Genomic DNA, 15,487 nt, shown 5'->3' with positions numbered 1-15,487 from the left:
TCAGCCTTCTTTTTTGCCAAAAAGCAGCTTTTGCAGGAACACATCCACCGCCATGGAGCGGGAATGCTCCTTATGACGGATGATCGAGAAATTTCGTTCTAATTGCAGCTGCCGGATGCGGAGTTCGGTAATTTCACCCGCAGCCAGTTCTTTTCGTACCACCCATCTTGATAAAAGAGCGATCCCAAGACCGGCGGCGACGGCTTCCTTCACACCCTGGCTGCTGGTGAAGACATGGGACCGCTTTGCTTCAATCCCCGTATCCTGTATAAAATGATCACTAAAGGCACGGGTGCCGGAGCCTGGTTCACGGAGCACCCAGACCTGATTCTGTAGCATGTCCTGCTCCACAACGACGGATTCCGACAGCGGATGATCAGAGGAGGCCACAACAATCATCTCATCCTTCATATAAGGGATAATCTCTAGGTCAGCTGAGGCTTGAACCTCACCCTCGACAAAACCGATATCCAACTGATTTCCCCGAATGGCCCCGATAATCTCCTGTGTATTGCCGATCGTGACCTGAATATTGACCTGCGGATACTGCCCGGCGAACGCCGCAAGCTTCCCAGGTAAAATATACTCACCAATTGTAAAGCTTGCCCCGATCAAAATACTACCGGTCACCTCATTCTGAAGCAACTGGATCTCTTGGCGCGCGTCCTCATAGTGGGACAAGATTCGCTTGGCATGTTTATAGAGAATGGACCCGGCTTCTGTCAGGGATACTTGCTTCGGCGAACGATGCAGCAGCTTGGCTCCAAGCTCATTCTCCAGATTTTTGATATGCAGACTAACGCCCGGCTGAGACAGGTTCAGCAGCTCTGCAGCTTTGGAGAAATGGCGTTGCTCCGCAACAGTTACAAACACACGAATTGCATCAGTGATCATTATAATCCCTCATTTTTAAAATAGTTTCTGCGGCTATATGGGCTTGTTAGAGCCATTTTAGCACAGGATAGACTTTCAATCATAAGTTTTTATAATGATAAGCATCGCAAAGTCGTATTTCACTTTCGGCTTCGCTCCTTCTATAGTGAGAATATAATTTATCACATTAAGGAAGTGCAACGAAGATGATGGGACTTATACACCGAATGCCTTTAAGGGGCATGAAGAACGGCGGATTTTTGCAGGGGATAGGCTTGACGATACTGCTATCTATCATAGCTAAGCTGCTGGCGTACTTGCCATTTTTGAGTATTATGGGCCAATTGGTCATTGCGATTCTGTTAGGTATTCTGTACAGGGCGGTCAGGGGTGTACCTGTGCAGGCTCAGACCGGAATAGCCTTTTCCAGTAAAAGACTCTTAAGATTCGGTATCATACTGCTTGGATTGAAGCTGAATGTACTGGATATCGCTCATGCGGGCTATAAAGTGGTGGCGATTGCCGCCATCAATATTGTGTTCACGATTGTGGTTGTCTATGGATTAGCGAAATGGCTCAAGGTCGACAAGCGGCTGGGGCTGCTTACCGCATGTGGAACGGCCATCTGTGGCGCTGCGGCAGTGGTTGCCATTGCACCGCAAATCAAGGCGAAGGACGAAGAGACGGCAGTGGGCGCAGCTACGGTAGCCATTCTTGGCACTATTTTCACACTTGCATATACACTGCTGTACCCGCTGCTGGGCCTAACTGTGACTGGCTACGGGATATTCACAGGGGCAACGTTGCACGAGGTGGCACATGTTATCGCGGCGGCAGCACCGGGAGGTCAGGGAGCGCTGGATATGGCGGTGATTGTGAAGCTCACACGTGTGGCGATGCTGGTACCGATTGCTTTGGTGATTGGCCTTTGGGATGCGCGGCAAGCGCGTAAGGAACAATCGCAGGAACAGCAAGGGCAGAAACGGCAAGGACAGAAACAGCAAGGGCAAGATCATAAAATAAAGTGGCGTGAGTTGCCGGTGCCATGGTTTATTTTTGGCTTCCTGCTCATGAGTGGGGTGAACACGCTGGGAATTATCCCAGGCAAGGTGATATCGGCACTTCTCATGTTGTCCTATATGCTGCTGGCGATGGCCATGGCTGGACTCGGACTGGGTGTAGATGTCGCGACCTTCCGCCGGCTGGGCAAGAAACCGTTCTATGCCGGGCTGATCGGGTCCGTCTTACTGTCCATCCTCGGATTCCTGCTTATTCATGCCTTTGGGCTGAATTAAGCTCCTGCATAGCAGCACACAGCGTCCCCCCGGAATTAGCGGAGGGCGCTGTTTTTTTATAAACATAGGAAGGCATGTAAGGCGGCTTGTTGTAACTATCCAAGGATACACCGGATTGAAATAACACTTCATGTACACCTGATGTACACATTCGGGTACTATACTAGGTTTATCAAATGACCGCTGGAGGTAATAAACAATGAAAAAAATCGCATTCTTGCTAGGACTCACAGTAGCTACAACCGCGTTGACAGGGCCGGTATGGGCCGATCAAAAGGCCGGTTCCACTAAGGCTTTTTCCACCACAGTAGCAGCAGCTTCTGCCGCTCAGCAAAGTGCCAATAATCCGTATTACAATGCCGGGTTTGATGATCCCAAGGAATTCACAACGTTCCTGGCCAAACTACAGAAAGCAGTCTCTGAAGGCAAAAGCAAAGATGTGGCCGAGCTGATGTCCTACCCGCTTAATCTGAACAAGGGCGGCAAAACCTTTCCGATCTACACCAAAGAAGAATTCGTACAAAAATATGACCGGATTATGACCGCCAATGTGCGTGCCAAGCTGCTGGCCCAGAAGCCGGATCAAGCCTTTTCCAATGCCAATGGTATTATGATCGGAGATGGGGAGCTGTGGATCAGCAAAATCAATAATCGTGTGGTTGTGTATGCGGTCAATGTGGTAGAGAACCCGTATGAAGTTGCCGGTATAGATAATCCTGTAGCATTCGCACACTTTTTTAACAAGCTGCAAAAGGATGTAGCCGCCAATAACAAAGCAGCAGTAGCAGACAGCATATCCTATCCGCTGCGCGTGAACACTAAAGGGAAAAGTGTACAAATTAAAACGAAAAAAGAGTTTATTGCCAAATATAATAACATCATGACTGCCAAAGTGAAGAAGAAGCTCCTGGCACAGAAGGAAGACAAACTATTCGTGAACTGGAAGGGCGTTATGGTGGGCGACGGCGAGCTGTGGATCGGACAAGTTGACAAGAAGATCGGCGTGATCGCAGTGAATTTGTAAAGCAAGTCTTTTTGACAGGCATTCACGTCTCCTGTTAAATGGACTAATGAATTTCTGGTGGATGTGGAGTGTTCAAGAAATGAAGAGAAGTATTTTGCTGGTGGAAGACGATGTGCTGATGCGGGAGTTTATCACGGACTATTTCAAGAAGGAACAATGGGAAGTCTATGAAGCAGAGAACGGACGGCAGGCGCTGGAGATTTTTGCACAGTCGATGGTTGATCTGGTGGTGCTCGATATTATGATGCCGGAAATGGATGGCTGGTCGGTGTGCAGACGTATCCGCCAGAAGTCGGATGTCCCGATCATTATCATCACGGCGAGAACAGAGGATGACGATCAATTGATGGGCTTTGAGCTGGGTGCGGATGAATATGTGACCAAGCCGTTTAGCCCGAAGGTGCTGGTGGCCCGCGCCACGGCCTTGATGAAGCGAACAGAAGGGACGATTGGCCGGGAAGGCGACACGCTGGTTTACGGAGAATTGTCGGTGAATCAGAAAGCCCATACGGTAACGGTAAGCGGTGAACTGCTCAACCTGTCGCCCAAAGAATATGATCTGCTGCTGGTGATGATCAAAAATTATGGCATCGTCCTGTCCCGTGACCATATTCTGAATGCGGTGTGGGGCTTGGATTACTTTGGTGATCACCGGGCTGTGGATACCCATATCAAAAAGCTGCGGGCCAAGCTGGGAAGTGAGGGCTCCTTGATTCGGACGGTCATCCGTTCAGGCTATAAATTCGAGCTGGAGCCATGAAGAAGAACGGGGTAGTTCTGAAGCTGTTTGTCGTAACCTCCGTAATGATTGTGATTGTTTTTTCCATTGCGATGCTGGTGGAAGGACTGTTCTTTGAGCGCTTTTACCGCACGACCAAGATCAGCAAGCTGGAACAGAATGTGCAGGATTTTGGACGGCAGTATGCGGCAGTGCATTCCGGCGGGGATCAAGCCGCGCATCTTCTTGGTGACTTTATGAACCAGCATGATGTCAGTATCGCGATATTTAATCATCAGTTTGAGCGTATAAGTGTAGAACCGTATTATATTCAGATAGAATCACCTGCCAAAAGCATTACGATCCGTATCTCGTCAGACGGAACCATGCTGAGCGATATTCCTGTCGGTCTGCACATCGGTGATCAACTGGTCGTAGACGGGCTGTATATGGATGAAAAGGATACGATTATGCAGCCTGCAAAGCTGCAGCCGTCAGCCTCCCAGCCAGAGGAAGGATTGACCCGTGTCACGGGCGCAATCACAGATTTGTTACTGCCGGAGGACCGGTCATTTAACCCTTATTATCAAGACACACTAATTCAGAACGCGCTTGGCGATTGGATGAACAAGATGGACACTGACAGAGACCGTCTGACAAAAGGGCTTCCCGTTCAGATGGAGTGGACCGATAAATGGAGCGGCATTGTGTACGCAGTGGTGGTTCTTTCACTTCCTGAAGCTGGAGAGGGGGGCCGTTATGTGTTTGCGATGACATCGCTTCAGCCCGTCGGGGAAGCGGTTAGCATCCTGACACAATATTTTCTTTATTTGGCTCCGGTGATTCTGATTCTGGTGACGCTGCTATCCTTGATCTATTCCAGGATCGTTTCGTTTCCGCTAGTGAAGCTCAGCAAGGCGGCTACGCGCATGGCGGAGCTGGATTTTAGCCAGCAGCCGGCCATTAATTCGAAGGACGAGTTCGGCGATCTGTCACGGAGTATGAACAAGTTATCTCAGAACCTCGACGCTACCTTGAAGCAGCTCACTGAAGCCAACCAGGAGCTGCAGGAGGAAGTGGCCAAGAAGGAGCGCTCCGAGCAGCTGCGCAAAGAATTAATCGCCAATATCTCTCATGAGTTGAAGACCCCGCTGGGGATTGTCAAAGGCTTCGCAGAGGGACTGCAAGACGATGTAGCCATCGATAAAAGAGAGCGTTACCTCAATCTGATTGTGAACGAGACAGACCGGATGAACGCATTGATTATGGACATGCTGGAGCTTTCCAAATTTGAAGCGAAGGCCGTTCGTCTGCATCCCAAGGAGATTTATCTGGGTCGTCTTGTACGAAATGTGGCCTCATCGTTTGATCATCAGCTAGTAAGTAAGAATCTTCATATCGACATCCTGGAGACAGAAGAATGGGGTGTGCAGGCTGACCCTAGACGACTGGAGCAGGTTGTTCTGAACCTGTTGAGTAATGCTGTTAGATATGCGGAGGAGCATAGCACGATCCGAATTCAGATACAGCAGGCTTCACCTGGCATTATTATGACCCGCATCGACAATGTAGGTCCGTCTATCCCTGAGGACGATCTGGAGCGGATTTGGGATCAGTTCTACCGCGCTGAGCGCTCTCGGGATAGGAAGTTCGGAGGGACGGGCCTCGGCCTGGCCATTGTGAAGAATATACTGGACCTGCACGGAAGCCGGTATGGTGCCGAGAACACGAAGCAGGGCGTGGCCTTTTATTTTACGTTGGAACAAGCAGAGCCAATGATAATAACGGAAGAAAGTTGAGGATGTATCACATGAATAAAATGGCAACGATTAATGTGCTCGCGGTACTTGCAGCAACGCTGCTGCTTAGTGCTTGCGGGGCAAAACCGGAGTCCGCAGCCAATGGTGGTACGCCTTCCGCGTCACCAAGTGCTACGGCACAGGCCGAGCCTACAGTGGCACCTACAGCAGTGTCAACAGAGCAGCCTTTCGGAGCAACTACAGAAGAGCCTACAAAATCGCCTACAGCAGTACCGACAGACCAAGCGTCAACTCCTGACGGCAGCGGCGCAAAGGCAGAAGATGCAGAGCCTAACGACGGCCCACAGACAGATCAACAGATACTGATCGTAATTGATCAGACACCTAAGCCCATCGAGGGGAACAGTTTTGATTTTGCCATCAAACAGCGTCCTGAAGGGTATGCATTGTCGCAGATCGAGTGGAAGTCGGGTAAGAACGATATCGTGAATACACTGCAAGAAGCTGTGGAGCATGGTCAGAGCGGAGGCGATGGCTTCTACATTAGCGGTGACGGCCAGTTTATGGGCTTCATTTACCCGGATAGCATGAAGGGAGAGCAAGGCGAGGTGAAGTTCACCTTCAAGAACGATCAAGGCCAGAAATTGACGTGGAAAAAGACGATTGCGCTAAAGTAACGGGTATGATTGTTTAGCTGTATCGAGAGATAAGTATAGAGATATAAGTATAGAGATATGAGGTTAGTGAGGTACGTATAGAGATATAAGATTAGAAGGAAAGCCGCGTAAGCGGCTTTTTGTCTGTGCTATATGTAGGCTATTTTGTCTGTCCTATGTGGGCTACATAGCTGAATTTTAATTTTGGCTATATGTAAAACTTAAATCGAACTGAATGCAAACATAATTTCTGCTTCACAAACTAACTCATCGTTAACCTTAGCGACACCTTTTCCTTTGACAATCTTCCCTTTGATCCGTGTTACATCGAATTCGAGAAGGAGCTGGTCTCCTGGCTTCACTTGCCGTTTGAAACGACAATTATCAATACCCGTTAATAAGCCTATTGTTTGATCACTGCTTGCTCCATCCGACATAACGATCCCACCGACTTGTGCTAAGGCCTCTACGATTAAGACTCCAGGCATAACGGGATACTCGGGAAAATGACCCGAAAAATATGGTTCATTGATGGACACATTTTTAATCCCAACAGCTCGCTTTCCTTCATCAACTTCCAAGATTCTATCAACCAAAAGAAATGGATAGCGATGAGGAATCACCTTTTTTATAGCTTCAATATCAAGCATCAATTGCCTCCTCTGATCAGTTTGTTACCATTTTACCGCCATATGGAAAAATTGACCATAACCAAATCGGCAGCCAGTTTGTTGAGCTCGTAAACGACGTTATCTTTATTAATGTACGGAACTGTAAGAGTGCAAACACTGCAGCGGGGCGGAGGATTCTGAAGAATCTTTTTACAACCAGGAAATCTGGCTTTAGGAGCGATGGCAAGAACCAGTGAACCCCGCAGTGGCTTACCTGTAAGTGCTGAGCATTAACTGTTGCTATCAAACAGTCGATGTCAGCTATTTTGATAAAGGATTTAGCTCTAAATGTAACTCTAAATATAACTCTAAATATAACTCTAAATATAACTCTAAATTCAACTCTAAAACTGCTTTGAATCGCGTACTTACTGTGTGCTTTGTTCTGTGTGCTTTGTTCTTCATCTCCGTCACGCTAACGGACTCCAGAGCCTTTATTTGCTATAGAGTCAAGCATTACAGATTGTAACGGACTCCAGAGGCCTTATGAGGAGAAATCCGGTTCAAAATCCGTTGGTTAGGCGGAAATAACGTCTCCTGAGTCCATTACATCTTCTAGAAGCAGCTATTTCCTTGAATAAGGGCGATATGGTCCGTTAGCTAAACATGTGAGCTGCAATCTTATGAACGGGTTATTCAGCTAAGCTTTGTTTTGATGAGCTTGTTTTGATGAAGTTATTTGGACGAGGCTATTTAGGAAAATGGTGTTTTGCAAGCGTTGTTTATGCGAATGTTATTTATAACCTGAGATTTTTTCAAAAAAAATTTGTTTTATAAATACAGTACATTATGCAAATCCTATCCTGGAGAATACTTGCGCCCAAATTCTAACAGGAGCTGATAACCGTTATGGCGAAGAAGCAATGCTTATTCTGTGATGAAATCGTGCCACTGGAAACCAGTGGGGATTATGATAAATTTATCGACTGCCATTGTGCTCCGGGTGATTCCTACCGACTGCTTCGTGGGAGCTATGAAACCGTTAATGCGTTAAGCCATCAGGACAAACGGCAGCTTTTTCCTATTCTGTCCGCATATATCCGGGAACAGCTAGACCGGGGAAATCAGGTGGTTCTCGCTGCGAGCGAACTGGAGTCCATCGCCAACTCACCGGATATTCCGGCCACCATTGAGGAAAAGGGTGCGCGTTTCCTGCAATATCTGTACCGGCATTCAGAGGTGGCAGGTGAAGCGGTGGTTATTCAGCCGCTGGCCAACAGCTATAATATAACCTACTCACCGAATCTACAGGAATTAGTCTATATCATAGATAAACTCGCTGGCGACGAACTGCTCGTACGCGAAGGGATGAGTTTCAGGCTGACTGACAAAGGCTGGGCGGAAGCTGCTGCAAGGGCCGGGGGAAGAAAGCTTAAGTCTTGCTGTGTGCTGTTATCGGCCGATCAGGAGCTGCTCGAAGAGTGGTCAACCCATGTACTGCCCCGAATTGAACAATGCGGGTACAGTCCTCAAGTATTTAATGCTGCGGAGTCTGACCGTCAAGCAAGTTATGCATTGGACACTATCGCGGCAAGCAAGCTGCTAATTGCGGATGTGACCACTCATGCGCCAGAGGTCTATTTTGGAGCAGGATATGCTCTTGGACAGGACATACCTGTTCTCTGGACGATGAAGAGTGTTCATCACGATCATGGGCCTATTTTGCCAAGCGAGATCCGTCCATTGCTCTGGGACACAGCAGAGGAACTGGCAGTCATTCTGCTGCAGCGATTGAGCCACTAATTATTCCAGCCATTTCCTCCTGCTTACCAGTTTGAACGATTCTATAAAGCCGCCGGCTCACGGACGCTCCAGCAGATCTAACAGCAGATTCAACAGTATATCCAGCAGATCCAACAACAGATCCAGCAGGTCCGGAACATCGTCTGTCCCTTATCGAGCTACATGCCGGACTGCTGGGATATGAACATATGAGCTGGCACCTTTATTGAAAATTAACCTATCCTTAATGATACTCCCTTAGGAGGTTAGACACCCGAATACGCCATAAATCCGCCGTCGACAGGAACCGTAATCCCCGTAATAAAGCCCGAGGTCTCTTCATCGGCGAGCCAGAGTAGTGTGCCCAGAAGGTCTTCCGGTTGGCCGAAGCGGCGCATTGGGGTATGGGCAATAATCTTCTGAGAACGCTCTGTCAGCTCCCCGTCTTCCCGGATTAGCAGTTTCTCATTCTGTTTGGTCAGGAAAAAGCCCGGGGCGATTGCGTTCACGCGAATACCCGCGTCTGCCAGATGGACAGCCAGCCAGTTCGTGAAATTGTTGATGCCCGCCTTGGCGGCGCTATATGCAGGTACTTTGGTCAACGAGGATTCGGCGCTCATCGAAGAGATATTGATGACAGCCGCACCTTGTCGTCCAAGCATCTGAGCGGCAAAAATCTGGGTAGGAATCAGGGTGCCGATCAGATTGAGATCAAGTACCTGCCTAAAGCCTGGAACGCTGAGATCGAAGAAGGAATGAATGTCGGGATTGTCCAGATCCCCCGGCTCATAGCTTTCTTTCGTTGTATTGGCCGAAGCATCATTGCCACCGGCACCGTTGATCAGCAGATCGCAAGGGCCCCAGCGCTGTTCTACCTCATTAGCGGCTTTTGCAACGCTGTTCTTGTCCGTTACATCACAGGCAATTGCACAAGCCTGCCCGCCCGCACCTTCAATCTCGGCCTGCAAAGCCTCGCCTTTCTCCAAAGTACGGTTAAGAATAGCCACCTTCGCGCCTTGGCATGCCAGTTCAAGTGCCATTGCACGACACAAGACGCCCGCCCCGCCTGTAATGACCACCACTTTTCCTGCCAGTGTAGGATGTATTGCCAGATTGCCCATAATAATCGCTCCTTGTCATGTCATAGGATTTATAAATTATTTCGTACTGATCCGGTAAGCGGAGGGAGAGACTCCCGTGTTTTTCTTGAAGGTTTTAGAGAAGTGCGCCAGCTCCATCCCGACCTGCTCGGCGACGCTGGAGATGCTGGAATCTGAATAGGAGAGGAGCCGCTTGGCATACTCCATCCGTTTGAGCTGGACATACTGCATGGGAGGGACCCCCACGAATTTTTTGAAATAAGGAATAAAGTAATTCGGATGCAAATGCACAATCTCGGCGAGATCTTCAACCTCCAGCGGCCAGTTCAGGCGTTCATCAATAAAATTGAGGACACTCGCCAGCTTGCCCTGATCGCCAGTCATGATAAATTCTTTCATGAAGTCCTGATACCCGCCAGATTCGAGGCAAAGGGCTAAGAGATTCATCAGCGAAGCCTGTGTACGCATTTTGGAGAAAAAATCATTCCGGTGGAAGTTGGCGATCATCTCGGCAAAAATCTTCCGCACAGCATCCCGGTCCGGCGCATCGCTGATATACAGCTTGCCTGCGGCATGGAACAGCGGCCATTCCCCGATACGGGCATCGAAATGACAGTAATAGCGGGTGTATGGATTTTCACGAGACGTATCCGTGGTCTGTGTTGTACCTGCCGGCATAATCATCAGCTGCCCTGGCTTCGGATAGTAAGTCATCCCGTTAAGCACGACCTTACCTTCACCCTTGTCTATGTAATAGAACCGGCCAAAGGAGGGAGTCTCATTGGTTCGGTTCCATCCAGGATATTTGGTGCTGACCTGGGCATAGGATACGTTGACACTCAAATTCTCCAGCATACCGCTTGTAAGATTGGGAGGGGTATTCATCATCAGGCTCCTTGTGAAAGCGTTCTAAATCCATTATAGCGATTATTGTTGATTTATCTAATGTATCTTATTTATTTACAAAAGAATCTTAATTCCTGGCATGTTCACTTTCCGTTTGCCGGTATATCCTCAAGTCATACTTATGAACAGGGAAGTGATCCATTATGTCAACCGTACGTTATGGGATTATTGGAATAGGGAATATGGGTCGTGCTCATGCGATCAATCTATTAAGTGAAATTAAAGGCGCTGAGCTGGCGGCAGTTTGTGATATCAGCCCGGAACGTCTGGAGTGGGCAGGGGAGCATCTGCCGGAAACAGTGAAGCATTACAGCACCCCAGCAGAGCTGTTTGCAGCGAAGACTGTGGATGCTGTACTCATTGCGACACCGCATTACGACCACCCGACGCTGGCGATTGAGGCGCTGAACGCAGGATACCATACCTTGATTGAGAAGCCGGCAGGCGTGTACACCAAGGCTGTGCAAGAAATGAATGAGACGGCTGCGGCCCATCCCGAGCTGAAATTCGGAATTATGTATAACCAGCGCACGAACCCGCTCTACCAGAAGCTAAGAGACCTCATCCAATCCGGTGAGCTTGGTGAGATCCGCCGCACCAACTGGATCATTACGGACTGGTATAGAACGCAGAGTTACTATAACTCCGGCGGCTGGCGGGCGACTTGGGGCGGGGAAGGTGGCGGTGTGCTGCTGAATCAGGACCCGCATCAGCTTGATTTGTGGCAATGGACGACCGGGATGATGCCGAAGCGTGTGCGTGCCTTCTGTCATTTCGGCAAGTACCGGAACATTGAGGTCGAAGATGATGTAACCGCTTATGTTGAGTATGAGAACGGGGCGACTGGACTGTTCATTACGACAACAGGAGAAGCACCGGGCACGAACCGTTTTGAGATCACAGGCGACAATGGGAAAATAGTGGTCGAAAACGGCAGTCTGACCTTCTGGCGGCTTCGCACTCCCGAGCCAAAATTCAATGCTGAATACGAAGAAGGCTTCGGCGCGCCGGAGAGCTGGAAATGCGAGATTCCGGTCGAACCGGGCGGCGGTGATCAGCATAATGGCATTCTGCGGAATTTCACCCGTGCGATCCTGCACGATGAGCCGCTGCTGGCTCCGGGAGAGGAAGGTATTCGCGGCCTGACGCTTTCGAATGCGATGTATTTATCTTCTTGGACCGACAATTGGGTGGATCTGCCGATCGATGCTGAGCTGTTCCATAAGAAGCTGACCGAGAAGATCGAAAGCTCTACTTTTCAAAAAGCAGCAGCCGGGAACAAGACACTCGATGTCAAAGGAACGCACTAATCAACTAACATTCAGGAGATGATTTCCCTATGCAACATTCCAATATCGCATTGCAGATGTACACTTTAAGAGATTTTACCCAAACACCAGATGAGCTCAGAACAACTTTTCAGAAGGTGGCGGCGATCGGTTATACTGCTGTCCAAGTGTCTGGGATCGGACCGATTGACCCGGCAAAAGTTAAGGAATACGCAGACGAGGCAGGTTTGAAAATCTGTGCTACTCATGTTTCTTGGGACCGCTTGGAAAATGATCTGGACGCCCTGGCCCGCGAGCATCAGCTGTGGGACTGTAAGTATATCGGTCTTGGCGGGCTGCCTGATCATTATCGTACCAGCCAGGAAGGTTACCGGACGTTTGCGCAGCAGGCTTCGGAGATTGCTCGTCGTCTAAAGGAACAATATGGCCTGCAATTTATCTATCATAATCATGATTTTGAATTTGAACGGGTAGATGGCGTCACGGGAATGGAGATTCTGCTGAATGATTCCGCTCCGGACTTCGGCCTGGAACTGGACTTGTACTGGGTGCAGGCGGGTGGAGGCGATCCTATCGAATGGACACGCAAGGTAAAAGGACGGATGGGAGTCGTTCACCTTAAGGACATGGCCATTGTGGAGAGAAGGCAGACCTTTGCCGAACTGGGTGAAGGAAACATGAACTATAAAGGGATTATTGAAGCCTGCCGTGAGACGGGTGTGGAATGGTATGTAGTTGAGCAGGATGCATGCCGTCGCGATCCATTCGAAAGTGTGAGCATCAGTCTTAAGTATTTGCAGAGCTACCTTCAGGGAGGGTCCAAATGAATCGCAAGGACGGGATGAATTATGCCCCTTGCCACGAGGCTAAGCCGGTGGTACAGACGGGAGAATTCGTGATTGCAGCAATAGCACTGGATCACGGTCATATCTACGGGATGTGCAACGGTCTAATCGAAGCTGGAGCACAGCTAAAATGGGTGTATGATCCTGATCCCGCTAAAGTGAAGGTTTTCTTGGATACCTATCCAGGCGTAAAGGCTGCCCGATCAGCGGAAGAAATTCTGGAAGATGCTGCAGTTCATCTCGTTGCTGCCGCTGCGATCCCCTCGGAGCGTGCAGCGCTCGGCTTGAAGGTCATGGCGCATGGCAAGGATTACTTCACAGATAAGACACCGTTCACAACACTGGATCAACTGTCCGCTGCCCGAGTTCAGGCGGAACGGACCCGGCAGAAGTACATGGTCTACTTCAGCGAACGGCTGCATGTGGAAAGTGCAGTCTATGCCGGGCAACTGATCCGTGATGGTCGCATTGGACGGGTGCTTCAGGTTATCGGCATGGGACCTCATCGTCTTAACGCGCCTAGTCGTCCGGACTGGTTCTTCAAACGGCAGCAGTATGGGGGGATTCTCTGCGACATCGGCAGCCATCAAATTGAACAGTTCCTGTATTATGCCGGCTGCCAATCTGCCAAAGTACTGCATAGCAAAGTGGCCAATTATAATCATGCCGACTACCCAGAGCTGGAAGACTTCGGTGATGCAACGCTTGTCGGCGATAACGGTGCCACCCAGTATTTCCGTGTAGACTGGTTCACCCCTGAGGGGCTCGGTACTTGGGGCGATGGGCGAACGATGATCCTCGGGACGGAAGGGTATATTGAACTGCGCAAATACACCGATCTGGGCCGCTCGAACAGTGGGGATCACGTATTCTGGGCTGATGCGGAGGGTGAGCATTACGAGCATGTCGCAGGCAAGGTCGGTTTTCCATTCTTCGGTGAGCTGATCCTGGATGTTCTGAACCGGACCGAGCTGGCCATGACTCAGGAGCATGCCTTCAAGGCAGCAGAGCTGTGTCTCACAGCCCAGGCTCAGGCAGTCAATCTGACGCCGGACCAATTACGTTAGCGCTGGCAGCGCGGAAGGACGAGCGAACCATGCAAAATACGAAAAAGCTTGGCGCAGCGATTATTGGCTGTGGTGCAATTTTCCCGCTGCATGCCCAGGCACTGGCTGGGCTTCAAGGCGTAGAGCTGCTTGCTGTTGTGGACAGTGATCCCTCGAAGGCCGAACAGGCAGGTCGGGAATACGGCTGTATGTCCACTACTGATTATCGAACCATCATCGACAGAGACGATATTGATGTAGTTCATTTATGTACTCCGCACCACTTACATGCGGACATGGCCGTAGAACTGCTACATGCCGGCAAGCATGTCCTGACCGAAAAGCCGCTGGCAGATAGCCTTGATGCTGCTCACCGCCTGCTTAAGGCTGCCGCCAACAGTACAGGGCAGCTTGGCGTAGTGTTCCAGAATCGCTACAATGACCCATCCGTGCGCATCAAGCAAATGATCGAATCAGGCGAACTGGGACGGTTACTCTGCCTGAAAGGCGTAGTCACTTGGCACCGGGACGAAGCCTATTATCAGTCCAGCAACTGGAGAGGCTACTGGGCGACTGAGGGCGGAGGAGTCCTCATGAATCAGACCATTCATACGCTGGATCTTCTGCAATGGTTCGGAGGAGAGATTCGCTCGGTACGGGGAAGTGTAACGACGGATGTCCTGGACGGTGTAATCGAGGTTGAGGACACCGCACATGCGTGCATTGATTTCAGTAATGAAGCCAGAGGGCTTTTCTACGGAACGAACGCTTATCTGGTCAATTCACCAGTAGAGCTGGAAGTGGTGTTCGAGCAAGGAACACTCCTGCAGCGGAGAGATTGCCTGTATCTCTGGAAGGACGATCAGGAGACACTCTTATGTGAACCAGCCACCAAATCCGCAGGAGCCAAATCCTACTGGGGCACTGGACATTTTCGATTGATTGAGGACTTCTATAGCCATATCCGTGAGAATCGTAAATTCTGGATTGACGGTGAAGAGGGCTTCAAGGCAATGAAGCTGGCGAAGGATATTTACAGCTCATCTAACGCCAGATCATAGAAGGATATATGATTTTATAATTAAATCGACACGTATGAAGCAGGCCGCGATATTTCGCGGCCTGCTTTATTGTATAAGCCCAGTAACCGAAACCTCCCTACAAGAATAAGATAACAGATGGAGAATCAGCATTTCACATTCATTAAAGAGGCGGGAGGATTACTATGACTTCCCCTGGAAGGAACAAAAAAACAACGGTTTCATCTAGCAGATCGAAGAATGGAGCAAGCGCGGATCGTTCCATTCAGGCACTCCTTAATGGTGGAAAGAACTTGGAGATCATTGTTGCAGCCTTACTTTTAACCGGGAAGCTGAATGTAGATTCGGTAACTATATTCAAACAAGCCACGCTGCTTGTCGGGCTGACTGGTAAATATAAAACGCTGATTAAGAACACCAATGTGGACAACATGGTAAAGTTTCTTAACGACAATGGCGATATGACGATCGACGAAGTACTTCAAGCCTTTACGCAGAAGAGCCAAAAAGGCTAGAAGAGATGAAGACACACGCAAGCTAAT

15 protein-coding genes are annotated in these 15,487 nt (G+C 49.4%); 11 read left to right on the top strand and 4 right to left on the bottom strand.

Going from position 1 to position 15,487, the window contains the following annotated elements; genetic code table 11:
• Positions 1-894 carry a LysR family transcriptional regulator gene (locus tag ACFVU8_RS05815; protein WP_387426217.1) on the bottom strand — a complete coding sequence of 298 codons (894 nt, stop codon included), beginning with the start codon at positions 892-894 and terminating at the stop codon, positions 1-3.
• Between the two features lie 206 nt (positions 895-1,100).
• Between ACFVU8_RS05815 and ACFVU8_RS05810 the strand changes: the two genes are divergently transcribed.
• The 5 genes from ACFVU8_RS05810 (at position 1,101) to ACFVU8_RS05790 (ending at position 6,347) form a co-directional block, all read left to right on the top strand.
• Positions 1,101-2,168 (top strand): YeiH family protein, encoded by a 1,068-nt coding sequence (locus ACFVU8_RS05810; RefSeq protein WP_387427211.1) that lies wholly within the window; start codon positions 1,101-1,103, stop codon positions 2,166-2,168.
• A gap of 199 nt (positions 2,169-2,367) precedes the next feature.
• Positions 2,368-3,192, top strand: coding sequence for a hypothetical protein (locus tag ACFVU8_RS05805; protein ID WP_387426215.1), 825 nt, complete (start codon positions 2,368-2,370; stop codon positions 3,190-3,192).
• Between the two features lie 79 nt (positions 3,193-3,271).
• Positions 3,272-3,952, top strand: coding sequence for a response regulator transcription factor (locus tag ACFVU8_RS05800; protein WP_387426213.1), 681 nt, complete (start codon positions 3,272-3,274; stop codon positions 3,950-3,952).
• Positions 3,949-5,709: a sensor histidine kinase gene (locus ACFVU8_RS05795; protein WP_387426212.1), complete on the top strand. Its 1,761-nt coding sequence runs from the start codon at positions 3,949-3,951 to the stop codon at positions 5,707-5,709. Before ACFVU8_RS05800 ends, ACFVU8_RS05795 begins: the two co-directional genes overlap by 4 nt.
• 11 nt (positions 5,710-5,720) lie before the next feature.
• Positions 5,721-6,347, top strand: coding sequence for a hypothetical protein (locus ACFVU8_RS05790; protein ID WP_387426210.1), 627 nt, complete (start codon positions 5,721-5,723; stop codon positions 6,345-6,347).
• Between the two features lie 200 nt (positions 6,348-6,547).
• Here the strand turns inward: ACFVU8_RS05790 and fabZ are convergent, their stop codons facing one another.
• Positions 6,548-6,976: a 3-hydroxyacyl-ACP dehydratase FabZ gene (fabZ, locus tag ACFVU8_RS05785; protein WP_387426207.1), complete on the bottom strand. Its 429-nt coding sequence runs from the start codon at positions 6,974-6,976 to the stop codon at positions 6,548-6,550.
• A gap of 870 nt (positions 6,977-7,846) precedes the next feature.
• Here fabZ and ACFVU8_RS05780 point away from each other — a divergent pair.
• Positions 7,847-8,740 carry a hypothetical protein gene (locus ACFVU8_RS05780; RefSeq protein ID WP_387426205.1) on the top strand — a complete coding sequence of 298 codons (894 nt, stop codon included), beginning with the start codon at positions 7,847-7,849 and terminating at the stop codon, positions 8,738-8,740.
• A 245-nt stretch (positions 8,741-8,985) separates the two neighbouring features.
• On the opposite strand, the gene ACFVU8_RS05775 is transcribed toward ACFVU8_RS05780, so the two are convergent.
• Both ACFVU8_RS05775 and ACFVU8_RS05770 read right to left on the bottom strand, forming a co-directional pair.
• Positions 8,986-9,840, bottom strand: coding sequence for an SDR family oxidoreductase (locus ACFVU8_RS05775; RefSeq protein ID WP_387426203.1), 855 nt, complete (start codon positions 9,838-9,840; stop codon positions 8,986-8,988).
• Positions 9,841-9,876: 36 nt separating this feature from the next.
• The gene (locus ACFVU8_RS05770) at positions 9,877-10,707 is read right to left on the bottom strand and encodes an AraC family transcriptional regulator (RefSeq protein WP_387426202.1); all 831 of its coding nucleotides are present in this window, start codon (positions 10,705-10,707) and stop codon (positions 9,877-9,879) included.
• Between the two features lie 161 nt (positions 10,708-10,868).
• Between ACFVU8_RS05770 and ACFVU8_RS05765 the strand changes: the two genes are divergently transcribed.
• From ACFVU8_RS05765 to ACFVU8_RS05745, 5 genes are all read left to right on the top strand, one after another.
• Positions 10,869-12,035, top strand: coding sequence for a Gfo/Idh/MocA family protein (locus tag ACFVU8_RS05765; RefSeq protein ID WP_387426201.1), 1,167 nt, complete (start codon positions 10,869-10,871; stop codon positions 12,033-12,035).
• A gap of 29 nt (positions 12,036-12,064) precedes the next feature.
• The gene (locus ACFVU8_RS05760) at positions 12,065-12,841 is read left to right on the top strand and encodes a sugar phosphate isomerase/epimerase family protein (RefSeq protein ID WP_387426200.1); all 777 of its coding nucleotides are present in this window, start codon (positions 12,065-12,067) and stop codon (positions 12,839-12,841) included.
• Complete coding sequence (locus ACFVU8_RS05755) at positions 12,838-13,926, top strand: Gfo/Idh/MocA family protein (RefSeq protein ID WP_387426198.1); 1,089 nt, start codon at positions 12,838-12,840, stop codon at positions 13,924-13,926. The genes ACFVU8_RS05760 and ACFVU8_RS05755 overlap by 4 nt, the downstream gene beginning before the upstream one ends.
• A 29-nt stretch (positions 13,927-13,955) precedes the next feature.
• Positions 13,956-14,966 (top strand): Gfo/Idh/MocA family protein, encoded by a 1,011-nt coding sequence (locus tag ACFVU8_RS05750; protein WP_387426197.1) that lies wholly within the window; start codon positions 13,956-13,958, stop codon positions 14,964-14,966.
• 164 nt (positions 14,967-15,130) lie between these two features.
• Positions 15,131-15,460 carry a hypothetical protein gene (locus ACFVU8_RS05745; RefSeq protein ID WP_387426196.1) on the top strand — a complete coding sequence of 110 codons (330 nt, stop codon included), beginning with the start codon at positions 15,131-15,133 and terminating at the stop codon, positions 15,458-15,460.
• Positions 15,461-15,487: the final 27 nt, after the last annotated feature.

This window comes from Paenibacillus sp. NPDC058177, assembly GCF_042883835.1.
GTDB lineage: Bacteria > Bacillota > Bacilli > Paenibacillales > Paenibacillaceae > Paenibacillus_AQ > Paenibacillus_AQ agri.
The sequence above is the reverse complement of the archived record's forward strand: the minus strand, read 5'-3'. Positions and strand labels throughout refer to the sequence as shown.